Below are 23,178 nucleotides of genomic sequence, written 5' to 3'. Positions count from 1 at the left end.
GGGGAGTTTCAAGTGACCATACCCGGGGGATTTTGACCGACCCACGGGGTCAAGGACATCGAACTATGAATACGTCCCAAGACGACACCGACGAGCCTGTTGATTCCGAGGCAGCGCAAATCGCGACCCAGTATGGTATCTCGGTTTTCAAAGCGCGCGAAATCATGGATCGTTGCGGTGAGAATGTGGAATGCATCAAGGAGCTAGCGGTGAAGGCTCATCGGCAAAATCCTGAAGCTTGAGGGAACTGTCTTTGCCTACCATTTCTCTATTCTGCCTTAGAGCCTGACCCGAAACTCGGGATTGGGCGTGGAAGCAGTTGAGTGGCCCCGTCCGTTGTGATTCGCTTGAGTTGTCTAGACTTGAACGGGATCACGACATGGGTTGGACGGAGACCACCCGGCGATATTGCCGCGCGGGGCAGCGGGATGCAAACGCGTTGACGGACAAGGAATGGGAGTTGATCGAGCCGTTCCTGCCGGGAACGAAGGCGACGGGACGACCGCGGACGACAGAACTTCGGGCGGTCGTGGACGCGCTCCTCTACATCGCCTGGACCGGCTGCCAGTGGCGGGCATTGCCGGACCGGTTCCCGCCGGTTTCAACGGTTCAACGCTATTTCTATGCCTGGCGGGACAACGGGCTGTGGAAGACCATCAACTTCCACTTGGTGGCTGCGGCACGCCTCGCCCTCGGTCGCGAGGCGAGCCCGAGCGCCGGCGTCATCGACAGCCAATCGGCAAAGACCACGGACGTTGCCGGTTTGCGTGGTTACGACGCCGGCAAGAAGCTCAAAGGCCGCAAGCGCCATATCATTACCGACACCGAGGGGCACTTGGTCGGGCTGACGGTGCATACGGCCGACATCCAGGACAGGGATGGGGCAGTCGGCGTCATCGCCTCCATTCGACGGCTTTACCCCTGGTTGCGCCATCTGTTCGCCGACGGCGGCTATGCCGGAGAAAAACTGACGCAGGCTCTGGTCAATCTCGGCACATGGACCATCGAAATCATCAAGCGCTCCGACACGGCCAAGGGCTTTGAGGTGCTGCCGCGACGATGGGTCGTCGAGCGAACTTTCGCCTGGCTGGGACGTTGTCGCCGGCTCGCCAAGGACTTCGAGGCGACCATCGCCAGCGCCGAGGCGTGGATCTTCATCGCGTCGATCCGCCTCATGCTTCGCCGCATGGCAGCTCCGCGTCGTGCCTAACCGAGTTTCGAGTCAGGCTCTTAGGCCAGCTCAGGCAACGCACATGCTGAAAGAAGCTTGGCGGTTGAGAGAAAGCTATCGGGGTTTATAGAAGACAATGCTCTCACCCATGCGGCTGCGATGGCGTTCTTCGCCGTGACGTTGCTAGCCCAATATTGCTGCTAATCGTTGCCATTAGCCGGCTTGGTTTTTGGCCCGATGCCGTTAAGGCGCCGGAGGTGCTGCAAGGCGCTCTCCAAAGTTCCCAAACCCCTCATCGGGCATAATAGCGACAGTCGTTGTCATCTGGAAGACCAAACCCCAGGGCGCGTCTTTGTCACGCCTATTCGGGCCGGACCGTCAGTCTCGGCTTAGTGATTGCATTAAGCTTCCTCCTGATGGTTTCCCTTGTAGCCAGCGCGGCAAGCGCAGCTTTGAGCGCCAGCATCAATCATGTGCTGCCGTTCGGCGCCCCGCTTATCGCCCTTGTCAACGCGCCGATGTCTTATCTGCTGATCGCGCTACTATTGCAGCCATTTACAAGGTCCTCCTGACCGGGATCTGGAATGGCGCGACGTCTGGGTCGGGGCTTTCGACACAGCCGGGCTGTTCACGGCTGGCAAAGAGCCTCATCGGTTGGCATATCGGCAGCAGCGCTGTCGGGTCATCGTTCAGGGCGGCAAGTGCCCTGATCATCATCCTTTTGTGGGTTTACTATTCCTCCCTGATCTTTCTGCTCGGAGCTGAGTTACCCGAGCCTATTCGATAGAGCACGGTAGTCACCCAAGCAGCGATCTCGCGTCGAAAACGGCCTGACACTTGAAACTTGAGGGTCTTCTTTTCACGAACTCAACGGTCATACAACTGTAGGCGCCATATGCGAGCAAGCCGTAGGGACATTTGTATACCTGTCGGGCGCTTCGGTTGCTTCGTGTTGCAGGCCGCCGGCCGTGCCATTCCCGACTACGAAGGCCAGCAGCGGAAGCGGAACCGCGAATGGAAGCCGACTTTCATTCGACGACCAAAACCGACTTAACGGAGTATTAGCCATCTCTAATTGTGCATCGCGGCAGGTAGTGCGCTTGAAGACGACAGGGAGACTGAAACCATGCCCTGCTGAAGATCGGGGAAACCCTGATCGGCCCGCGTTCTCCGCCAGGGGCGCGGGCTTTTAAACGATACGGGCCAGCATTTCGCTCGCGTAATAGGAAGTCTCTCAACGGAGGCGGATTTACTGCGCGGGGCTATTGTCAGTGAAAGGCGAGGCGCTCGGCACGCACTGCAGCGTCCAGCCGGCCGGCGTTGGATGCTTCTGATATTCGGCGATGGCTGCGGTACATTGTTCACGCTTGTCGAATGTGCTGGGCAGCACGACCATGCGTTCCCTGGGCTGGTCGATTACCAAATACCAGACTAACGCTGCTGTCGTCGAAGCCATGAGAAACTCCTTGTTCTACCTGGGTTCATTCGCCGCTATCTTCGTCGTCGCCTCTATCGTTGGGCTGATAGCGCTGAACTGGTTCAGGCGCATTCGACGGGGGTCGTTCGCCTCTTCAGCCAAGACCACCAATTCGTGATCGCGGAAGCCCGCCCCTATGCGGTGCCGTCCGCATCGCTTTCCTCGTCTAAAGGTATATTGATCCGCCCGTCTCGGTCATGCCACGCGTGCATCGTATCACGACGTCGGAATGTAGCCGAAAACCAGCCCCTTCTCTTCGTCAGTGACCCTCACCCAATCGCCTTCAGGCTGCTTGGTCAGCTTCACAGTTTGGCTAATCTTTCCCGCAGCTTCGAACGGCGTCGGCGCTTTGATTGCATGTGTCTTGCGCACGATGTCGTCTTCCATTTCGTCAACGCGATAGTTTCTCTTTTGAGGTCTCACCCTTGTTCGAAAGGGCAGCGTTCTGCTCGATTTTCTCGATCTCAGCGGTAATTTCCGCGTGCGAAGCATGTTCGAGACCAACCACCTCGTTTCGCGCATTGTCCAGCGCCACAATAATTTCGTTCAATTTGGCCGGCATCGCACGGGTATCACGGTTGTTCTGGATAAGGACGACGCCGGTCAACGCCATGGCTGATATGGACAGGATGTAACTTCCAACGGACGAACTGGCGATCGCCGCGCAAGTGAGGCTGCCCGAGCATTACGTAGAAGCCCGGCGGTCTTGAGAAAAATTCTGCCAAAAAAAATACAAAGGACGATCCATTAATCCCTTTCCATTGCAGGCGTTTACTGGCCAAGCCTTGTTGAGCTGTCTGTCTTTTGATCGATGGCTGGGCGGGTAAAGTTTGCTGCTCCTGGAGTAGCTTCTTGCGCTTGCTGTACTCGCGCACTGGTTACTCACCTCCTTAGCTCGGCGAAGTGAGCTGGAGACGACAATTACGGAGACGCCAAAGGCGCATCATCAACTTCCGAGTGGTTGGACGGAGAGAAAGGCAGCAAAAGCTCGCTACCTCAATTCTTTGTGATCACCTCGGCGGAAGGATGAATGTTATTCACCACCGTCTTGGCCCCCCTTTAGAACAAGAACGCTAACCAAGCCTCTTGCGGTCAGCCGCTTCCTTGCCGAGCGCTCGTATTTGGACGTGCAGTTCCTCGGATGTAAACGGCTTGGTCAAGCGCGGCCGATCGCGCATTTTGTCTGGCAGCGCCCATTCGCCGTAACCGCTGGCAAGAATGAATGGAATGCCGCGCTCCAGCAGCTTTTCTGCAACGGGAAACACCTCTCCGCCGCGAATGGTCACGTCGAGGATCGCCGCATCGATCATTTCGTCGGTAGCCAGTTGAAGCGCGGTTTCAAGCTTCCCAGTCGGGCCAACAACTTCACATCCGAAATCCTTCAACGTGTCTTCGATTTCGATTGCGATGAGCATCTCGTCTTCAACTACAAGAACCCGAAACCCCGCCATTTCACCGGTTGTCGTCAAGCGTCGCTTCTTTCTCGTGGAAGTCGCGCATGACCGACTTCCGCAGTGAGGGGAATGTCGATCGTACACCTCAGCCCTAAGGCAAGGAATTCCCGGGTTACGGTAGCATCGAATTCGTGGGCCAGGCCGCGTTCAATCAGGGTCGTCCCGAACCCCTGTCTTGTCGGCTCCGCCACCGTTGGCCCCCCGGCTTCCGTCCAGACCAGCTTTAGTGTCCATGCGGAAGCGCCTCCGATGATCTCCCATCTGACTGTGAGACGGCCGGAACTCGTAGAAAGCGCTCCGTATTTGGCTGCGTTGCTGCAAAGCTCATGGACTGCCATGGCTATCGCCAGGCTGGCCTTCGGAGTAAGCGCGATATCGGGTCCGGTGACCTCCAGGTTGTTCCCCCGGCGATCGTAAGGGGCCAATTCGGTGGTGATCAGATCATGCAGCAGCGCCTCATCCTGTCCGCCGTTCCTTGTCAGGACCCCGTGGGCTCGCGATATTGCAGCGACACGTCCCTCCATACTGATCATGAAGGATTCCGGCGACGTGCTCGTTTTCAATGTCTGTTTGACGACGGCAGAAACGATGCTCAGGATGTTTTTTACCCGATGGTCAAGCTCGCCCATCAAAAGCGCCGTATGCTCTTCGGCTTTCTTGCGTTCGCTGATATCGACGAACGTTATCACGACGCCATCGATCACGTTGTCGACCGTGCGGTAGGGGTGAATGCGCATGATGAACGTCATGCCCTCCTCGCCGACGCGGACCTCTTTCTCAAGCACGGCCAGGTCGCGCAGCACCTTGCGCACGTCGTCCTGCAACTCGGAGTAGTTCAGCAGCGTGACAATCTCTGTCACCGGGCGGCCACGATCGGCGTCGCGCAAATGGAAGATATCAGTCATGCCGGACGTAAAGCTTTTGATGCGAAGATCGTTGTGGAGAAAGATCGTTGCAATGTCGGTGCTGTCGAGGAGGTTCTTGAGGTCGCTGTTCAGCAGCGTCATCGTCTCGTTCTTGGCGGTCATTTCAGCATTGACGGTATGGAGCTCTTCGTTGACCGACTGCATCTCCTCCTTAGCGGTTTCCAGTTCTTCGTTGGACGACTGCAATTCCTCATTCACCGACTGATATTCCTCGGCTGCGGACTTCATCTCTTCCGCGGTGGTTTCCAGTTCGTCGATGGTGGATTGCAGCTGAGTTTTTGTGGTCCGCAGCTCGTGTTCCAGCGCCTCCGTGCCGGCGTTCGGATGTACGCCAGGCGTGACGGCGGCGTTGCCCATGCTTGCAACACGCGAGCCTTGAAAGGCGACCACGCAGAACCCGCCGGCGATTGGCGTGACGATCACGGTCACGGCTCGGCTCTTGCCGTCTATCCTGAGGGCAACATTCTCATTTACGACGGCACGTTTAGTGGTGAGCATGGTTTGAATGGCGGCGCGGACGGATGGCCGCAGCGCCTTCCTAAGAAGCCCGAACAGGTTCAGGCTAGCTGTCCCTGACGATGGCTCAAGATAATGGCCCACTTCCCCGCCGGAGAAGCGCACAATGTCGTGTTGCTCGTCGACCACCACATAGACAGGCGAATATTGCTCAAGAGCGCGTCTCGCATTCCTCTCAATTCGATCCTCACCGGGCGAAAATCCGGCTGCGGTCGAAGGGTGCCGTGGCGGTCTATCGGCAGAGATCGAAAGCTCGGGTAGTATCACCTTTGCATCAACGCGCTCAAAGACACGGTGCTTCTTGTCGAGGGTTTTAAATGCCGAGTTGAGCCTTGTCGCTCCTTCCGATGGCCCAAGAAATAGAATGCCGTTTGGCTTGAGGGCGTAGTGGAAGCTGCGCAGCACACGATCCTGCAGATCGGCGTTCATATAGATCAACATGTTTCGGCACGAGATCAGGTCGAGCTTCGAAAATGGCGGATCCTTGACGACGCTATGGGGCGAGAAAACGCATAGCTCGCGGATTTCCTTCAACGGACAATGCTCGTCGCCGTCCTTGGTGAACCAACGGTTGAGGCGTTCTTCAGAAACGCCGGAGACCTTTTGATAACGCCCTGCCCTGGCGATGGCGACCGCTCGGTCGTCAATGTCGGTTGCGAATATCTGTATCCTCGAAGCGATGCCTCGCCGTTCCGCCTCCTCCTTTGCCAGAATCGCGATCGAATAGACTTCTTCTCCCGTCGAGCAACCCGGCACCCAGATGCGGATCGCGTCGCTGGCGCCCTTGTCTTCCAACAATTTCGGGATGGCTATCCGCTCCAACGCTTCGAAGGCTTGCGGATCGCGGAAGAAATGCGTGACACCAATGAGGAATTCACGAAACAGCAATTCGAGCTGATCCGGCTCTTTCTTGAGGAGTGTTATGTAAGCGGGAACCTTGTCGATCTGCAAAACCTGCATCCGGCGCTGAATGCGCCGGATAAGGGTGTTCTCCTTGTACATACTGAAGTCGTGCCCGATCCTTGTGTGCAGGAGCTTGCTGATCGTTTTAAGATGGGCGGCCATATCCTGGCGCGTCCCATCCTCGCCCTTGACTGGTGCGACCACAAGCAGATGGCCTTTGTAGGACAGAAGTTTGGCAGGCATGTCTTCGACCGCCATCACTGCATCCACAAGCCCTGTCGCTGCGGCACTGTGCGGCATGCCGCTCATTGCCATGTGGTCGTATTCGGCTTGGGCTAACGTCAGCCCGCCATTTTCCTTGATAGCCTTCAATCCGAGCGTGCCGTCGCTGCCGGTGCCGGCGAGAATGATGCAGACGGCGTTTTCACCCTGGTCTTGCGCCAGAGAAAAGAAGAACGTGTCGATAGGCCTTCGATGTTCGCGCGGCGGCGCCGGACGCGAAACCCGAAGGCGCCCAGCCTTGAACGTCAATGTAGCGTTCGGCGGAATGACATAAACCGCGTTCGCGGCCACCGGCATACCGTCTTCAGCCTCGACCACCTTCATCGCGGTCACCTTGCCGAGGATATCCGCCAGCATGCTTCGATGGTCGGGTGCCAGGTGCTGGACAAGGACAAACGCCATGCCGCCGTCGGTTGGCATGTTTGCAAAGAAGCTCGTAAAGGCGCTGAGGCCGCCAGCGGATGCGCCAATTCCGACGATCAAACCCAAGTCGGGCGGCGTCTTCCTGCCGGGGCTAGGCAATTGCTTGTCGATAGTGTCGCCTTCGCTGAGTTACATGCCCCGCCTGTTCGAGCTCCCAACTCGCCCGCGGCCTCTATCTATCTATCTGTACGTCCAAAATGTGGATGAATCCATTGCCGCGTCAAAAGTGTTTCGATCGGCAACCTTTGATCTGTCGCCTCATGCATGGCCGTCTCCCAATTTGCGACCGTACCCCGGTCGTTGGTCTTTTCGGCCATCTGCCGGCAGAGTTCGGCACGCTCGCCCAGTGATCGCATCGCCGTTTCAAGCGCCCGTTCAAGTGCCAGGAACTGCGCGGCCAACATCACTTCTGCGGTGTAGACGTGGCCAATATGACACCTGAATTGAGACAGCGATCCCAATTCAGTCTTCCGCAGTGCCCCGCCGCAATCTGGGCAGGTGATCGCGACAGGATGATTTTGGGTGAACTCCGCAGTCATCTCCTTATCCCCATCCTCACCATATCCGATGACTTCGTGAACCTTGGCCCCTGCCAGGCGCATCAGGAGCTTCGGCATCTCCGCCAACGATGTGCAGTGATCGATGGTCACGTGGTCGATAGCGCTTTGCGGCATGCTGGGATTGGCGGCATCGTCCGGGCTTTGCACGACGCTGGTGCCACCGCGTTCCTTAATCTCATACAATCCAGCGGTGCCGTCATTGAGCCCTCCCGTCAGGATTACCCCGACGACATTGGGACCGTACGCTTTGGCTGCGCTTCGGAACAGCGGATCGATCGCCGGGCGGGCCCAGTTCTCCCGCGGCCCTTTGGTTAAATGAATAATGCCACGTTCAACAATCATATGATGGTCGGGGGGAGCGATGTAGATGTGCCCGGCGGTGATTGCGTCGCCGTCGTTGGGATGAACAGCCTGAAGAGGTCCGCGTTGGTTCAGCAGCCAAGGGAGATTGCTCCTGTGGGCTCCAACGTGGAGGACGACTAGCACGGCCCTTGGAAAATCCTCAGGAAGAGCGGAAAGCAACTGCTGCAAGGCTGTCACGCCACCCTCTGACGTGCCAACTACGAAGACAGGTTCTATTCCCATGGGCATCAACGCGCCGGCGAGCCAATCGTTCAAATGCTTCGGCATGAGCTTGGTTAGCCCAGGTACCTCTGCACTGAGATTATAACTCCTGGGGCGTAACAGGATAGGCTGATCTCATTCTGTTGCGCGCTGTGTCGCTTGTGATCAGCCATTGATTCTGACCCCAGCGGTCGTTTCGCTGTGGTTCCCGACGTCGCGGACGAGACGGTTCGGATCGTCGATCCTGACATCGCGGGCGCCTCAAGTCGACAAACCGGCGCGACCTGAGCCGCGACATTGTTGAGGACCCAGCAACACCGAAGCGCGAGATGTCCCGCCGACGCGCATGCCGGCGGGGAGTTTGTCAGCCGCTTACATCGCCATTTTTTCACATTCGGCCTGGGCCTTCTTAGTTGACGTGTCGATCATGTACGCCTTGCCTTTGGCGTCTGTCATCATCATCATGCAATGTTTGATCGGCTTCGCCATTTTCATCATTTCGGCACTCATCTTTGCGTCGGGAATCATCGTTCCCATGTGCCCATCCGGCATAATTGCCGTGACTTCTCCACCCTTCATCATCGTCATTTTACCCATCGTGTCTTCGGCAAAGGCATGTGAGGCGGAAAACCCGACAAGGCCGACAAGAGCAACGAGCTTGATCGCGTTCATTTGCTTACTCCCATAGGGGCACAATTGCCCTTTTAGAGTTCGCAAATTTTGGCCGAATGTTACGCGATCACGGAAGCGTGACCTCTCAAGCTAAGACAGGACTTGCGTCGCACCGCCGGCCCGCAGAGGTGCAGGTGCATTCGGGCGAAAGTTCTCGCAGCTTGGCAGACCTACTTCCTGGGAATGCTTATTTCGCCTTGGTGCATTTTGGCATTAGCTGTGTATCCAGCAGATTGCCCCGACTTGCATTGCACATGCACGATCGTCCTTCTGTGGCCACCAAGGTCCATTGCTTCTCGCCGCTGGCGGAAGCTGACAATCTTTTCAACGGCATCAAATTTCAAAGTGACGACGGCGGCAGTCTGCGCCGCGAGATATTTACGTAGAGGTCGCATTTGCCCATCCAGCCTTCATACAGACGAGTGAACTGATCCAGCAACACAGGTCGCGCAATGGGTGGCCGTATGCGTCTTCATGGCGGAGCACTGTGTTTCGGCGCGCGAGCATGATAGCTCAGGAGCATTCGTCAATACGGATCGTGGTGGTTCCCTCTTAACGGTTTACTCATCGTCATCCCGTCAGCGAGGCGGAAACGGATCGCCAATCCGGCTCGACCAGGTCCCTGTGGCGGTCGGCCAACGCGCCGGATACCGCTCCAGCGCGGCATCGTCGTCGAGACCCGCAGGCAACGGCCAGACCGAAAGTCCGGTCTCCTTCGCTCGCAACAAATAAGTCGGCACCGAGGTTTTTTGCTGATCTTCAGACGTTCCGAAACAGCGCGAACCGAAAGGCCCTGCTCATGCGTCAGCCGCAGTATCGATCGAATGTCTTTCACTGTCGTTCGTCTCGCTTGCTTCCGTCTTGGCATCGCCCCTCTCAACCGATGATGAGGGGCAAATTGCCAGAACGGCGCTTGCGAAAATCGACCTTTAAATCCACGCCCGAGACTGTCCCGGAATTAGTGAAACACGCAGTCCGCCTCCTCGGCGACGTGTCGGAGGATGTACCGGTCCTGTTGCCGAGCGCCATGTACACGAATGAGGCTGCTGCCCGGTTGAAGGAGGCGCCGAACCCCCCAGATGGGCGGGCAGAGGCTGCTGAGACCCTACGCCGCTGATCGAGAAGATTATATCGCGTCCCGGTGCGAACCGAGGCGAGATTGACGCCATGCTATATGGGGAACTCGGCACGATCCTGAACTGGATTGAACACCAAACCGTTGGAAAGACTACAAAAAAGGAGACCTCCGCAACCGGCTGCGGGGCACGCGCAGGCTGCCCGGCGTGGCCGAGCCAGGGGCCGCGTCGCCTTGCCTGATCCTGGGCTAGGCCCGGGGGAGTTACTCGGTCGTCCCCAGCGGGAGTGTCAAATTGCGGTTTTGTTAAATTAGCAAATCTCGGGGGCTCACTACTCGATTGCCGGGACTCAGTTTGCCGCTGCAAGCGACACTTTCTTGCGGGCTGGCGGTCGGCGGCGTATGCGGCGTTTGACAGCGAGCTTGAGCACGACCGGCGGATCGTTTGACAACGCACCCAGCACGGCGTCGGCCATGCTATGCGCAACGAAATCGGCATTGATGTCGCTGGCCAGCCCAGCGGCTGCTTCCGTGTTGTCGTCCCCGGTCTCCGACCAGAACACGATGCCTACCCGCAACGCCGGCTTGGCGCGCTTCAGACGGCGCACCAGAAATCGAGCGTGCTTGACGGAATCGTGGTTCAGGAAACCGACCACGACGGTGTCGACCGCGTCGAGTTCGAGGCGGCGAATGCTTGCCGGCTCCATATCGGCAAAGCCCGCCTTCGACACGGTCGCGCCCTGGACTTCGAGCACCTGCGCCAACATTGCGGCGGCGGCATCGTCGAGTTCGCCGCGCCCGCCGGCACAAAGCACCGACATGTCGGTGCCATCCGGCAGCTCGGTGTCGTCGTCGCCCTCGGCATCCTTGCCCTCTCCGGCTGCCTCTTTTCCCGCATTCGCCCTTGCGTCCTCGGCCACCTCCGGGTCATCTTCCTCTGCTTCCTCCTGTGCGTTGTCGTCGAGGTTTGCCACCAGCGTCAGAGCACTGGCCGCCACTTGCCGCCTTTGCTGGTCGCCCATCACGCCGCGCACGCGGTCCCGCTCACCGAGCAGCAAGGCGGGAATGGCGACCTTGTCGTAGAATTCGATCAAATACTTCTCCTCCAGCATCTCCTCGGCGTGGTCGGTGGCTTCGTCGGGATCGCCAGCCAGCAGTCGCTGGTAGAGCCGGGCATGAGGTTCGAGCACCGGCTGGTTGCCGAACAGCACGTCGAGGAATTCGAACTGCGGCACGTGCCTGCCGAGCACGACGAGACAGACGGTGAGCGGCGTCGACAGAACCAGACCGAGCGGACCCCACAGCCAGGTCCAGAAGATCGCCGCGACAATGATAGCTAGTGGCGAGAGCCCCGTCCTCGAGCCGTAAAGCCAGGGTTCGACGACGTTGCCGGTGACCAACTCCATCACCACGAACAGGGCGGCCGTCCACAGGACGAGCGACCAGCCGGGCGCCACGGCCAGCGCCAAGAATAGCGGCAGCAGCGCACCAATGACCGGGCCAATATAGGGAACGAAGCGCAGGGCCAGCGCCAGCAGCCCCCACAGCAGTGCATTGGGAATGCCCAAGACCCAGAGCCCGGCCGCAATCGGTATGGCGTAGACGGTGTTCACCACCAACTGCATGAGCAGATATTGACCGACCCGCTTGCCGGCATCCTGAAGCGCCTGGGTGGTTCGGTGGAGGTCGCCGTAACCGACAAGGCGGATGAAACGATCGCGCAGATCCTCCCGCTCAAGCAGCATGAAGATGACGACGATTACGATCAGCCCGGCCGACGCCAGCGGGCTGATCAGCGGGCCGATGATGTTCTGCAGGACTTCGATCGGCTTTTCCCGCGAGACGATCTCGACAGGCATCGGTTCACGCTGCGGCTTGTCGCTCGCCGCGGGAGGCGCCGACGGCCCCTGCTGATCGATCTCCTGGCCGACGCGCTCGATCACCCCGCTCAATCTGGCAATGATACCTCCGCCGACGCCAGTTTCCTTGAGCGAGCGGATCTTGGTCAGGATGTTTGTTTGGTAGACTGGGATGTTCTGCGCCAGTTCGCTGACCTGCGACGCGGCAATGAAGGAGAATAGGGCGAGCGCCGCGAATGCGCTGAGCACGCTCACAATGACAGCAGGAAGGCGGGGTATGCCGGCTCGTTTGAGCGCGGAAACCACCGGGACAAGCGCGAAGGTCAAAAGCAGCGCGATTGCAATCGGCAGGAAAACCTCGCGCCCAAAGTACAGGGCGGCTACCGTCGTCACGACAGTTGCGACAGTGGGCAAGGACGTGCGCGGGTGGGCGGTGGCTGCGGAAAGAATGCCCGCCAGTCCGGGAGCCGACGGATGCATGCCGTTTCGAGGATTGGCTGCCAATTGATATCTCCGCCGTGCCAACCGCCATGATCAGGCATATTAAGCTGACGTGCAACTTTCGTTTCTTCGCAGCTGGGGAACCGACGGAGCGAGCGGCAGCCTGGCATGCAACTTTCGGAATGAGGCGGCATGGCAGCGGGTCAAGCCGGGTGCTGACAAATCTCGTTGCGGCGTCAACCCGCCAATTTCATGAAGGCCACCATCTTCAGCACCGATCGTCGCTGGATAGACATGGAAACGGGGGCAATCCGCATTGGAGTCATCGGCTGCGGCTTCTACGCGCAAAACCATTTGCATGGGTAGGAAGGTCTTGCGAGCGAAGGCGCAGTGCTTGCCGCTGTCTGCGACGTCGATCCCACCAAGGCGGAAACGACCGTGCTCTGAGCGCTCCGTTCTATACGGACGTCGCAACCATGCTTGCCATCGACCGGCTTGACGCCGTCGACATCGTTGCCCGCCACGACACACACACGCGAGCTTTGCGAGCTGGTGATAGCAAGGCGTCGCCCACCATCGTGCAAAAACCGTTCGCGCCGACCTGGGAAGAGACTGCGTCGAATATTATGCGATTTCATTGCGAAAATTGGTGACGGTAGGAGTCCCGGACCGGGACTGTCGTGACCCTCGAAATCCTAGAAATGGGGAGATGGATCAGATACTTGAGCGTTCCGGTGCCTGGGTCACTGTTCGCGCTTTTCACACCGGAAGCATCGGCACACGGCGGATCATTGCAAAGCCCAAGCATTTGAGAAAATGAGCGCCGCGCCGACCGCAGGTCTGATGAGGCGACGCTAGATGAAGGCGAGGGAGTTCTGATCTGATTTGTCGTTAGAACGCGGATGTTAAGAAAGCGGTAACCAATCCGGAAGAATGTCGCTTGCGGCCTCTTTTCGTCCGCTGTCAGGAGCACTCCCTATGCGTCGCGGCCTCAGCTTACCTGCACTCACCTTTGCCGCCAGCACGGCGCTCGGCCTTTTCCCGGCGACGTTCGTCATGTCATCGGCGACAGCCTCATCATTGCTTACTCCCGAGGCCATCAACGCAGCACCACTGGACGCAATCCCGCCGACCTATGAGCCTCCGTCTTCGCAGGTCGACCCGTTGACGACCAGCAGTACCTTCAAGGTCGGCTTCGCCGGCCCTTCCACCGAGTTTACCCCACCCCACATTGGCGGCACACCCTCACCCTCTATTGTCCGGTTGCAGGTATTGCTCGACCGGGCGGGAGCGTCGCCGGGAGTTATTGACGGGCTCGACGGCGGCAACCTACGGCACGCCATCGCAGCCTTTGAGACGATGCGTGGCCTTCCGGTCGACGGGAAGGTCGGGCCGCAGGTCATCGGCGCCATAGACGCGGACAAACAGGTGATCGGCAGCTATGTCGTCACGGCCGAAGACCTTTCGACGGTGGTGGGCGCCATTCCGAAGGACTATGCCAAAATGGCCGAGATGAAGTATCTCGGCTATGCTCGTGCAAGCGAGGCCCTGGCCGAGCGCTTCCACATGGACGAGGATTTTCTAAAGTCACTCAATCCGAGCGCGACCTTCGCCGAGGGCGAAACTATTTCCGTGGCCGATCTTGGCTCAGGCAAGCGCGGGAAAGCTGTCAGGCTGGAAGTGGACAAGGCAGAGGGCCAGGTTCGCGCCTATGCCGAAGACCGCTCTCTTCTGGCGGCCTATCCCGCTACCATTGGCAGCGAGGAGACCCCATCCCCGTCCGGAACATATACGGTTAGGGCGGTGGTCTCGAACCCGACCTACACCTACAATCCCAAGCTCAATTTCAAACAGGGTAACAACGACAAGGTACTGACCCTTCCCCCCGGCCCTAATGGTCCCGTCGGAACGGTTTGGATTGAACTCTCCGAACCGAGCTTCGGTATCCACGGCACCCCTGAGCCCGCCCGTATCGACAAGACCGGCTCGCATGGCTGTGTTCGCCTGACGAATTGGGATGCCCAGGGACTTGGCAAGCTTCTCAGTCGCGGCGTGCCAGTCCAGTTCCTGTGAGCGGCGACGACAATCTTGGCCGTTAGACCTTCGACTTGGACTCATGGCGGGAACATTGCTTGGTTCTCTCCGTCAGCGGAGTCGCAATCTTCGTGCCCGTCGACGCTAATATCCATGAGCTTCGGCGTTTTGGCGCTGAATGCTTGTATTGCATGTTTTTGTGGAGCGATCTGGGCACAAGAGAGTTATGGACCGCCAGCATCATTTTGGCAGGAGGGTCCATTGGCGCCTAGCATCTGCGTGTTGGTTGTCGAGGACGAGCCGCTAATCCGCATGGACATCGTGGATTTCCTCTTCGGCGAGGGTTTCGAGGTTATTGGAGGCTGCCAATGCCGATGAGGCAATCGACTTGCTCGAAGCCAATGCCCAGATCCAGATCATGTTCACCGACATCGACATGCCGGGGAGCATGGATGGCATAAAGCTTTCCGCTGCTGTTCGCGACCGCTGGCCACCCGTCAGGATCGTGGCGACATCAGGCCACCGTGCGGTGTCGGTAACGGACCTTCCGAAAGGCAGCCTGTTTTATGCTAAGCCGTACGACAACGCAGCCATCGCAACAAGTCTACGCGACCTGGTCTCAACTTGACATGCCAGCCGGCTAGTCCTCCGCCTCTATGGCTTGGGCAGGTCGTTTCTCGATCACCAGCTTAGGCCTCTGAAGGCCAGCGCGGGGTTATTGTGCGAGCCGTTCCGGCTGGACCTTCAGCGTGACGACCAGGCCCTGCTTTGACCAGTCATAAGCGATCGAGCCACGCAGATGCCCGGTTACGCTGCGCTCGACCAATCTGCTTCCGTAGCCGGGCGGGCCCGCAGGTGTCTCAACGAGGGGTCCACCACTTTCTGTCCAGACGATCGTGACGGCGTCATCGTGCGCCGAGCACGAAACATCCAGCGTCCCTGCCTCGGCCGACAGGGCACCGTATTTGAGCGAGTTGGTTGCAAGTTCATGGATGATAAGCGCGAGGATAGTTGCCGAGGATTCACCGACGCTCATCCTTGGTACCGACACCCTGATGCGGCCGCTGAACGCTCCCAGATCGTCATAAGGCGCGAGCAGTACCGTAAGCAGATCGCCAAGCAGGGCCGAGGCGGCCTCGGTCTGCCCGGGCACCGGCCGCACCAGATCATGGGCTCGCCCCAAGGCAGTCAGCCGCTGAGTAAGCTCGCGCGCCATATCGTTGGTGGTGTTCGTCGAACGCGAGGTAATGGCAGTAAGGCCGGAGGCTATGGTGAGCAGGTTCTTGACGCGATGGCTCATTTCGCCAGCCAGCAGCTCACGGCTTTCTTCCGCCTGTTTGCGGCCGGTCACATCAATGAAGATGCCGAACATCAGCCGCTGGACGATCCCTTCGTCGTCGCCTTGACCACGCGCGGAAATCCATTTGAGTTCGTCGCCGATCATCATCCGGAAGTCGATCTCATAGGGGCCGACAATCGCTCGCGTGGCGTTGAAGGCCGCCCGCACTCGGTCGCGATCCGCAGGATGGATGTGCGCGGAAAGGTCTTCAAACTTGACGTCTGTCGTGCGCGGGATGCCCCAAAGGTCATAGGCGCGGTCATCCATGGCCAACGCGTCGCTATCCACGTTCCATGACCACAGGGCGACCCCTGCGGCTTCGATGGCTCGGACCAGGTTCTTGGGTTCCCAAAGGAGGGGCTTTAGATTTTCCGCGGTTGTCGTCATGGAAACTCGCAAGGATGTCGAAAAAGGAACGGTTGTGACGTCATAAACAAGCGGCTGGCGGTTCTATTAGCCCAATTCATCCGGCATATGAGAAAAAACCGCAGATCATGCCGCGAGTTTTATCGCCCCTGACCATACTTGAGGCACGGCTGTTTCACCCTCAGTTCCAAATCAACCAATCCTAGCGCAGGAGTGGCTATGTGGGCCTTGGGCAAGCCTCCTTGGCGAAAGCCTGCGCGCCTTCTACAAAGGGCGATGAAAAATTCACAACCTGTATATGTAGTCTACCATCCGCCAATGAACGGCTTCCCATACCTGGCGGTCGTTCTGGCACCTGACGGAACTGCGATCGCAACGCGTTTCGACACGGCCGAAGAGGCCTCTGCATTCAACAATCAAACGGCTATGAGGCCGCACGGCGACGGCATCAGGCACTGAACGCCAACCTACCGAGATTGTGGGCCTAGCCCGGGGTCCTCACCGTCAGCCTAGGCGGCGCACTCCTTCCGGAACATTGCCAGATTCCGGCGCCTCAGCGCTGCGCCGTCAATATTCTGGCCTCTCGCAGCAGGGATCCACGATCAGTACCGACCATATCGATCAGCTCGCGCGCCTGGGCTTCCGTAATCCCGGTTTCGCGCGCTAGGAAACGGATGAGAAAGTCTTCTTGCTCCTCCCTGTGCCCACGATCCCGTCGTTTCTCGTCGGCGATATATGACGATTTTGGCTGTTCTATCGAACGCGGCGATGGAGCGTCCTCGTTGTGATGCACGCCTTGCACGGTCAGCCCTGCCTCCTCCGCAGCCGCCAAAAACGCCTGCCGGGCATTTTCCACCTCCTCCTCTGAAGTCAGTGAGCCTGTGCAAGCCCGCAGCGCGTCCCGGTATCTTGAGCCATGCTCTTCAGGCCACTTCTCCATCAGCAAGATCGCAGCCTCGGATGCACTAGACAACCTGCGAAGTTCTCCATTTGGCAACTCAACCGTCACTGGAACCCTGAAAAAAGCATCGTGCATCGCGTCATCCCTGTACCCACCATCTCTCAGCGAACGGGGCGCGACGACATTCGTTCCAGCGCGACATATAATGCGGCCTATCCGTCCAACATCAGGCAGCTGATGCCGGATCACAATGAAGCCCCGTGCTATTTGGGGGGGGCGGCCGGTCGGCGCGGCCCCCAGGCGGTCGGGCGTCGACGAAAGGCTCAGATCCAAGCATCCATTGGCGGCTTGGGGCGTTAAGAGTGACGTCAGCAGGCCCCCCAAACCGATTAGCCAAGGGCTGGCGCAATCTCGGAGAACATTACACATGGATATTCCTAAAGGCGCGACCGTTGCAGTGGCCGATGGCGAGAGGCTCAATCTGTTCCGCAATTCAGGAGACGAAGCCAATCCAAAACTGACGGCCTCGGTTGTTGAAGACGTGGCAAACGAGAACAAGGGATCCGGTGCGCGTCATCAGAGCAGCTCCGCCAATCCGGACAACAGCCAGATCGAGGAGGACAGTTTCGCCGCCGGAACCGCCGATCTGCTCAACCGACAGGTCCTCGGCGGGCAAATCGCCAACCTGATCATCATCGCCGCTCCGCGAACGCTTGGCGAACTGCGCAAGCACTATCATCAGAAATTATCGGACGTTCTGATTGGCGAAATCGCCAAGGATCTCACGGGCCATTCGGCCCAGGAGATAGAGAAGGCAGTTGCCAGCGCCTAGGCGCATCGTCGACAGGAACTCAAATCTGCATCGCGCCTGCGCTATGATCGTCTTCGCGCCTGCGCCGAATTGAAGGACTTTATCATGACAAAATCCATTGGATGGCTGGCCGCAGCAGTGCTTTGCATTGGAGCGCCTGCTCAGGCCGCTGACGGCGCCTTTCTGAAATCGTTTGCCGGCAACTGGGTTGGCAAGGGCACGGTCAAAGTCGACGCCGATTCCCAACCCATCAAAATCAACTGCAAATTTGCATCTGACGCGACGGAAAGCTCTTTGGCGCTTAACGGCAAGTGTACAGGTTACGTGGTCTTCTCGCGGGCGATCGGCGCCGACGTGAAGACGAATGGCAAAACCTATACGGGCATATACACCGGATCGAGCACTGGCCCGGCCGGCCTCAGTGGCAGTCGCTCAGGCAACGCACTGGTCCTCGGCATCCATTGGGCAAAAGAAGTCAATGGCGACCGTGCCGCCCAGCTAAGGCTCGAAAAAGTTGGCGACAATGGGATGCGATTGACGACGATCGATAAAGACCCGGCAACCGGCAAAACCATTGTGATCAGTCGGATTGATCTCAGCCGCTCCTAGCGTGTTTGGTTGGCCAAGATCCGGCGCCTCGCTAGTGGGAAGACGGGCTGCCGCGCCGACTATTACGTGAGCTCGTAGTAAAAATCGCAAATCAAATCCGCGACTTTGACGGCTTCAAAGTCAGTCATGTGCGCGGCTGTCTCAACAGCCACGGCCTCCATATCGTCCTGATCGATTGCCAGAAGATCCAGTATCTTTGCAAACTTGAACTTGAGCTCCCGGTCCCCAGCAAATTCATCGATAGTGACGTGCAAAATGTTCACATTTGCGTCGATCAATCGCGTTTGTATGGCGTCGGCAGAGGCTGCTAGCGTGCGAATTGCCGCGAAAAAGTGCTCTCGCGCATTGGCGTATTTATCGTCCATTTTGATACCTTCAAAGTTGAAAAGCTGCGCCCTGGACGTGATGCGCGAACCGGGACTTACGCGTTTGGCATAGGCGGAGTCAACAATGGCGGCCTTCCCGTACTGGTCAGTTTGAAATTCAGGGCTTTGCGAATTAACAGCCGGGCTTCCCGCATGAACGACGGCCAATTGGCGCTGCCCAAACAGCTGACAAGCTCGCGAGCTTCCGCTTCAGTGATGCCTGCTTCTTTGACAAGACCGTGAACTACCGGGCCGTCCCTGCGAATCGGGTTCGTCAGCCATCGGGTGGCCCTACCACAAGGGGTCGGTTCATATGTCTTTGTTAATAGACGCGTCTGGCCGATTTTGTCTACTGAACCGTCGCCTGCTTTCGAACGGCATAGGGGCGATTGAAAGAGTCGATCGCTTTCGCCCTAGCGCAAAAGGGGAGTTGGCCATGCCATCACGGGAATAGCGGAACCGGAACAGCTTAGCATGCTTGGCCAGGCGTTGGAGGAGTATTGCCTCACCCATGGTATTTCGGACGTGCAAGGCCGTGACGATGCCGCTTGGCTGATCATGTCAGCATATACGAACGGCGCGAATAGTCTGGACGAACTGTGGGCGGCGCTTGAGACGGAAGAGTGTCGCTAGGCTTAGGCGTTTTACGCCTCTTATGCGCCGCGCACTTTCGGCTGTCTCGGGGACATGGGCCAATACTCCTGGAACGGCTGGACGGTATGCGAGCCTGCGGATAAAATGCTGTTGACCGACAGGATATACAGCACCGATGGACAGCAAGCGGCTCGACCACAAACTGGACTGCAAAGCGTGCGGGACGATCCTGTTGGACATCCCGAACAACGCGGAGGAGCACACGGCCATTCATTGCAGCCAGTGTGGCGCGTATCTCGGGGAATGGGGAGAACTGCAGGATGATTTTCACAAGCAGGCCGGAGACACGCAGGCCTTCGACCTGAACCACGGCAATATCGTGAAGAAGTAGTCCCATCAGACGTAACGGATCGCTTCTGGTCGAATATGCCGCGGCAGAGCGCGCCGTTGCGTGCCTCGCCGCGCAAATGCTTCAAGCGAGCATGGTCCGGGCTTGGCCCGCCAGCGTAGTTGGCAGCAGCCTTGTGGGCCGCGGTGGCATCCCGGGACCGCTTGCCATAGTTGCCACGTCTCGATAGCATTGATGAAAGTCCAGCCAACATGGCGTGCCTTTCTTGCCCATGAGGTAAGAGTTTCGGTGTCGCGCTCGCAAGGGCTATGCTTGTGGCGATCAACCCGTTAGGAACCGGCGTGGCCGTGGCGGCAGCATTGAAGCCAATGGACGACAACGCCGGTGACACGACGAGCTTTGGCAAGTGCGCTTCGCTCGTGAGAAGCCACCGCTATCCAAAAGAAAACGGCATCCGAACATTCAGTCGGCTACTGCTCGCCCTGGGCGAGCCCGACACCAGTTGGCATCGCCTGGAACATAACCCGCATCGACTCGTTCCGTGAGAAACGCACGGCTACCCAGGGGATAAGTAGTGTCGAATCCAGTCGATCAAATCTTCGTCGTCACGGCGTTTGATCTGAACGAGTGCGGAGTTCTGATCCCCTCCTATAAGCCCGCACAGCCTGAAAGCGAAAAGGACGCGATCGCTTTGGCATCCGCACTTGCTGGCAAGCACGCCGGTGTGATTGCGTGGAGCAAACCTGCCGGAGGAACCACGAAGAAGGTGCTGTTTCAAAGAGGCGACGTCGGTGAATTGGAATGACGACGCATCAACGACCTGCCAGCCATGAAGAGTCTGCCAGGCTCTTGCAACTTCGCCGCTAGAAACGCGTGAACGCCTTCATGGACGTAGAACACTCGGCGACCCGCGGCACTACGACTTCACGCAGTTGAAATGAATGCCTATCAACCATTCACTGGACTAAACACAGCTTACCAGCCGCTCTGCGGTGCGATGTCCATCTGGTAGATGCGTTGGCAGTGGGCGTCGAGCCAATCCCCGTGAGCTTGGCAGCATGCTGGAAACGCTTGCTCAGTGCCATGAAATGGCGCCTCCGCCGAATACGTGGCGCAGAAATCCTTCACGAAGTAAACAGGCGAGGCGCTCTTTCAAGATGAACCTTACGACCGGCAGAGCGTTCTGTGGGTTCTAAGGAGAGATCGCGATGGGCTGGGTGTTTGGGGTAGCGTTTGCGCTGGTTTTGTTGTTCGTCGTTCTGCTGGCCGTTACAGCACATCGGGATCTTCAGAGTTCACCAATTTTTTATCGCCTGCGGCGTCGGCGAACCGACGCCGGACATGACGAATAGTTGTGCTGGGGCGACCTTCTCTCTCCCCGATTGCCGCCTGCGTCAGAGTGGGGCCGCCCGTTCGCAAGCTGATCCCATCCGCCCCGCTCGAGGCGCAGCCCATCTCCGCTCGCCGGCATTCGCCCGCCTCTCTGCCGCGCGCTCACGCGCCCCTGGAAGGCATGCCGGGGGGCATGCCTTCGGCATGTAATGGGAAAGGAATAGAACCATGACGACCAATGAAACGAGTGCGAGGACCGCAACTGCCAGCAGGGCGGCACAGAGGTGTTGATTCCGCTTAACAAAGTTGAAGAAATGGCCCCGCAACGCGCGCAAGACCTCGCACAGCGAGGCGGGGCCCATATTACCACGTCGCAAAGAGGCCCACCGCAGCCACGGCCATGACCGCAGTGGCAAGCCAGCCGACAATTTTGAGCCCTGTAGGCAGCTGAAAGTCTCCCATGGCCGCGCGCTTGCCCGACAGATGCATCATCATACCCATGACTGGCACAGCCACGACGCCATTGATAACCGCGCTCCAAAACAGAGCCTTAATCGGATCGATCGGGGTGAAATTAAGGGCGACCCCGACCAGGGTCGCCACAGCGATCGCGCTGTAGAAGGCTTTAGCCCGGTGCGGTTTTTTGGCTAATCCCACGTTCCAGCCGAGCGTCTCTCCCAACGCATAGGCGGAGGAGCCGGCGAGCACAGGCAATGCCAGCAACCCTGTGCCAATAATTCCAAGCGCAAAGACGAAGAACGCAAACGGGCCGGCGATCGGACGAAGCGCTTCGGCCGCCTGCGATGAAGTCTGAATGTCGGTCACACCGTTGGCATTGAGCGTGGCCGCCGTTGTCACGATAATAAAGAGGGCAACGGCGTTGGAAATGGCCATGCCAAAATAGGTATCGATGCGGATACGTGTCAGTTCTTCTGGGGCCTGTTCGGGAGCGACTTTGAGCGGCGAGGCCTCATCGCGCTCCTTAACCTCCTCCACCTCCTGTCCAGCCTGCCAGAAGAAAAGATAGGGGCTGATCGTCGTCCCAAGAATAGCCACGACAGAAGTGATATATTGGCGGTCAAAGCTGATGTGCGGAACAACTAGATTGTAACCGACCGTCGCCCAGGGGACCTTTGCCACGAAGGCCACGGCGACATAGGCCAGAAGTGACAGTGTGAGCCACTTCAGCACGGACACATAGCGCGCGTAACGCGAGAAGATTTCAAGCAGGACGGTCACGATGCCAAACGCGGCAACGTAAAGCAGCTGCGGCCCGCCAATAATTAGCTTTAGCGCAGCTCCCATTGCTCCCAGGTCGGCGCCTATGTTGATGATATTGGCGACCATGAGCAACGAGACGATGGAAATTCCAACGCTGGCCGGATAGTGCTTTCGCAGATTGCCCGCGATACCTCGACCGGTGACACGGCCGATCCTGGCGCTGATCTCCTGGATCGCGCACATCAGGGGCCAGCTGAACAACATGACCCAGCCCATGCCGTAGCCGAACTGGGCACCGACCTGGGAATAGGTCGCAATGCCGCTTGGATCGTCATCAGAGGCTCCCGTGATCAGGCCCGGTCCAAGGATGCCAAGCAGTCGCGGCTTGGATGGCCCGACAACCGGGTTTGCTGCATTTGCGTCCACGATTAAACCCCGCCCAATGTAAAAATCCGTCAGCGGATTGCTAAAGGTCCCGATCTAAGATCGGCGGTAGTAATATCTACCGAAAAAATGAGAGCCGCCCGCACCGACCAGGAAGACGATGTTGTGAAGCGGCGACACCAGCATTCCGCTGGCCTCAAGAAAGTTGATCCCATTCGCGCTCATCCAAACCAGCCGAACGTAAGGCTAACCATCAACACCGCGACAAGGATTGAGAGCGGCACAGCGACGAACAGCCCTGCCTCTAAGAATCGTGTTTCTTTGTCACTGAACATTAGGCTCGCCTTATGCATCCTTTGTTGAACGCCAGGAAGCTGCAAACTCCCGGTTCGGTTCCGTGCGCCTACCTTACAAATTAGTATGAATGGTATGGCCGCCCCCTTTGAACAGATGATGGAAGGGCATGGCTGCCAGGTTTTGACAAGTAGTCGAGTGAAGCCTAATTCACCACCGGCCCCGCTCCGGTGGATGTTTCGGCCCGAATGGCGGA

The 23,178-nt window shown here is 58.3% G+C and carries 22 protein-coding genes and 2 pseudogenes; 10 read left to right on the top strand and 14 right to left on the bottom strand.

Annotated features, from left to right (window positions below; all coding sequences use genetic code 11):
- The first annotated feature begins 65 nt into the window (after positions 1-65).
- Positions 66-242: a hypothetical protein gene (locus BPNPMPFG_RS18375; RefSeq protein ID WP_258589668.1), complete on the top strand. Its 177-nt coding sequence runs from the start codon at positions 66-68 to the stop codon at positions 240-242.
- Between the two features lie 137 nt (positions 243-379).
- Complete coding sequence (locus tag BPNPMPFG_RS18370; protein WP_258590129.1) at positions 380-1,210, top strand: IS5 family transposase; 831 nt, start codon at positions 380-382, stop codon at positions 1,208-1,210.
- A gap of 1,210 nt (positions 1,211-2,420) precedes the next feature.
- On the opposite strand, the gene BPNPMPFG_RS18365 is transcribed toward BPNPMPFG_RS18370, so the two are convergent.
- The 10 genes and pseudogenes from BPNPMPFG_RS18365 to BPNPMPFG_RS18325 all read right to left on the bottom strand — a co-directional run bounded on the left by BPNPMPFG_RS18365 (position 2,421) and on the right by BPNPMPFG_RS18325 (position 12,386).
- Positions 2,421-2,627: a hypothetical protein gene (locus tag BPNPMPFG_RS18365; protein ID WP_258590128.1), complete on the bottom strand. Its 207-nt coding sequence runs from the start codon at positions 2,625-2,627 to the stop codon at positions 2,421-2,423.
- A gap of 237 nt (positions 2,628-2,864) precedes the next feature.
- On the bottom strand, positions 2,865-3,035 hold the full coding sequence (locus BPNPMPFG_RS18360; protein WP_258589665.1) for a hypothetical protein: 171 nt from the start codon (positions 3,033-3,035) through the stop codon (positions 2,865-2,867).
- 4 nt (positions 3,036-3,039) lie between these two features.
- A complete protein-coding gene (locus BPNPMPFG_RS42920) occupies positions 3,040-3,210 on the bottom strand; it encodes a hypothetical protein (protein ID WP_319945943.1) in 171 nt (56 codons plus the stop codon).
- Positions 3,211-3,220: 10 nt separating this feature from the next.
- Entirely contained in the window at positions 3,221-3,523 is a 303-nt protein-coding gene (locus tag BPNPMPFG_RS42915) for a hypothetical protein (protein WP_319945942.1), read from the bottom strand.
- Positions 3,524-3,721: 198 nt separating this feature from the next.
- Positions 3,722-4,117 (bottom strand): response regulator, encoded by a 396-nt coding sequence (locus BPNPMPFG_RS18350; RefSeq protein ID WP_258590127.1) that lies wholly within the window; start codon positions 4,115-4,117, stop codon positions 3,722-3,724.
- Positions 4,114-7,218: a chemotaxis protein CheB gene (locus tag BPNPMPFG_RS18345; RefSeq protein ID WP_258590126.1), complete on the bottom strand. Its 3,105-nt coding sequence runs from the start codon at positions 7,216-7,218 to the stop codon at positions 4,114-4,116. The genes BPNPMPFG_RS18350 and BPNPMPFG_RS18345 overlap by 4 nt, the downstream gene beginning before the upstream one ends.
- A 110-nt stretch (positions 7,219-7,328) precedes the next feature.
- Positions 7,329-8,342, bottom strand: coding sequence for a chemotaxis protein CheB (locus BPNPMPFG_RS18340; protein WP_258589661.1), 1,014 nt, complete (start codon positions 8,340-8,342; stop codon positions 7,329-7,331).
- A 306-nt stretch (positions 8,343-8,648) separates the two neighbouring features.
- Complete coding sequence (locus tag BPNPMPFG_RS18335; protein WP_258590125.1) at positions 8,649-8,948, bottom strand: hypothetical protein; 300 nt, start codon at positions 8,946-8,948, stop codon at positions 8,649-8,651.
- 579 nt (positions 8,949-9,527) lie between these two features.
- Positions 9,528-9,816 (bottom strand): annotated as a pseudogene (locus BPNPMPFG_RS18330) (IS21 family transposase); the annotation flags it as partial.
- Between the two features lie 557 nt (positions 9,817-10,373).
- Complete coding sequence (locus tag BPNPMPFG_RS18325) at positions 10,374-12,386, bottom strand: AI-2E family transporter (RefSeq protein ID WP_258590124.1); 2,013 nt, start codon at positions 12,384-12,386, stop codon at positions 10,374-10,376.
- Positions 12,387-12,799: 413 nt separating this feature from the next.
- On the opposite strand from BPNPMPFG_RS18325, the gene BPNPMPFG_RS18320 reads away from it, so the two are divergent.
- From BPNPMPFG_RS18320 to BPNPMPFG_RS18310, 3 genes and pseudogenes are all read left to right on the top strand, one after another.
- Entirely contained in the window at positions 12,800-12,976 is a 177-nt protein-coding gene (locus BPNPMPFG_RS18320; protein WP_258590123.1) for a hypothetical protein, read from the top strand.
- Positions 12,977-13,301: 325 nt separating this feature from the next.
- On the top strand, positions 13,302-14,396 hold the full coding sequence (locus BPNPMPFG_RS18315) for a L,D-transpeptidase family protein (protein ID WP_258590122.1): 1,095 nt from the start codon (positions 13,302-13,304) through the stop codon (positions 14,394-14,396).
- A 273-nt stretch (positions 14,397-14,669) separates the two neighbouring features.
- Positions 14,670-14,985: pseudogene (locus BPNPMPFG_RS18310) on the top strand (response regulator transcription factor).
- 87 nt (positions 14,986-15,072) lie between these two features.
- On the opposite strand, the gene BPNPMPFG_RS18305 reads toward BPNPMPFG_RS18310, so the two are convergent.
- Both BPNPMPFG_RS18305 and BPNPMPFG_RS18300 read right to left on the bottom strand, forming a co-directional pair.
- Positions 15,073-16,083 carry a sensor histidine kinase gene (locus tag BPNPMPFG_RS18305; RefSeq protein ID WP_258589655.1) on the bottom strand — a complete coding sequence of 337 codons (1,011 nt, stop codon included), beginning with the start codon at positions 16,081-16,083 and terminating at the stop codon, positions 15,073-15,075.
- Positions 16,084-16,615: 532 nt separating this feature from the next.
- The gene (locus BPNPMPFG_RS18300; RefSeq protein WP_258590121.1) at positions 16,616-17,098 is read right to left on the bottom strand and encodes a DUF982 domain-containing protein; all 483 of its coding nucleotides are present in this window, start codon (positions 17,096-17,098) and stop codon (positions 16,616-16,618) included.
- Between the two features lie 292 nt (positions 17,099-17,390).
- On the opposite strand from BPNPMPFG_RS18300, the gene BPNPMPFG_RS18295 reads away from it, so the two are divergent.
- A complete protein-coding gene (locus tag BPNPMPFG_RS18295) occupies positions 17,391-17,795 on the top strand; it encodes a host attachment family protein (RefSeq protein WP_258589653.1) in 405 nt (134 codons plus the stop codon).
- An 84-nt stretch (positions 17,796-17,879) separates the two neighbouring features.
- Complete coding sequence (locus tag BPNPMPFG_RS18290; protein ID WP_258589652.1) at positions 17,880-18,383, top strand: hypothetical protein; 504 nt, start codon at positions 17,880-17,882, stop codon at positions 18,381-18,383.
- Positions 18,384-18,445: 62 nt separating this feature from the next.
- On the opposite strand, the gene BPNPMPFG_RS18285 is transcribed toward BPNPMPFG_RS18290, so the two are convergent.
- The gene (locus tag BPNPMPFG_RS18285; RefSeq protein WP_258590120.1) at positions 18,446-18,916 is read right to left on the bottom strand and encodes a hypothetical protein; all 471 of its coding nucleotides are present in this window, start codon (positions 18,914-18,916) and stop codon (positions 18,446-18,448) included.
- Positions 18,917-19,517: 601 nt separating this feature from the next.
- Here BPNPMPFG_RS18285 and BPNPMPFG_RS18280 point away from each other — a divergent pair.
- The 3 genes from BPNPMPFG_RS18280 (at position 19,518) to BPNPMPFG_RS18270 (ending at position 20,496) form a co-directional block, all read left to right on the top strand.
- A complete protein-coding gene (locus tag BPNPMPFG_RS18280; protein ID WP_136619709.1) occupies positions 19,518-19,733 on the top strand; it encodes a hypothetical protein in 216 nt (71 codons plus the stop codon).
- Positions 19,734-19,999: 266 nt separating this feature from the next.
- Positions 20,000-20,236 (top strand): hypothetical protein, encoded by a 237-nt coding sequence (locus BPNPMPFG_RS18275; RefSeq protein WP_258590119.1) that lies wholly within the window; start codon positions 20,000-20,002, stop codon positions 20,234-20,236.
- 29 nt (positions 20,237-20,265) lie between these two features.
- A complete protein-coding gene (locus tag BPNPMPFG_RS18270; protein ID WP_258590118.1) occupies positions 20,266-20,496 on the top strand; it encodes a hypothetical protein in 231 nt (76 codons plus the stop codon).
- A gap of 890 nt (positions 20,497-21,386) precedes the next feature.
- Here the strand turns inward: BPNPMPFG_RS18270 and BPNPMPFG_RS18265 are convergent.
- Complete coding sequence (locus tag BPNPMPFG_RS18265; RefSeq protein ID WP_258590117.1) at positions 21,387-22,670, bottom strand: NRAMP family divalent metal transporter; 1,284 nt, start codon at positions 22,668-22,670, stop codon at positions 21,387-21,389.
- Positions 22,671-23,178 lie beyond the last annotated feature (508 nt).

This window comes from Mesorhizobium sp. AR07, from assembly GCF_024746815.1.
Lineage (GTDB): Bacteria > Pseudomonadota > Alphaproteobacteria > Rhizobiales > Rhizobiaceae > Mesorhizobium.
Note: the sequence above shows the minus strand (reverse complement) of the source record. Positions and strands in the feature narration are given on the sequence as shown.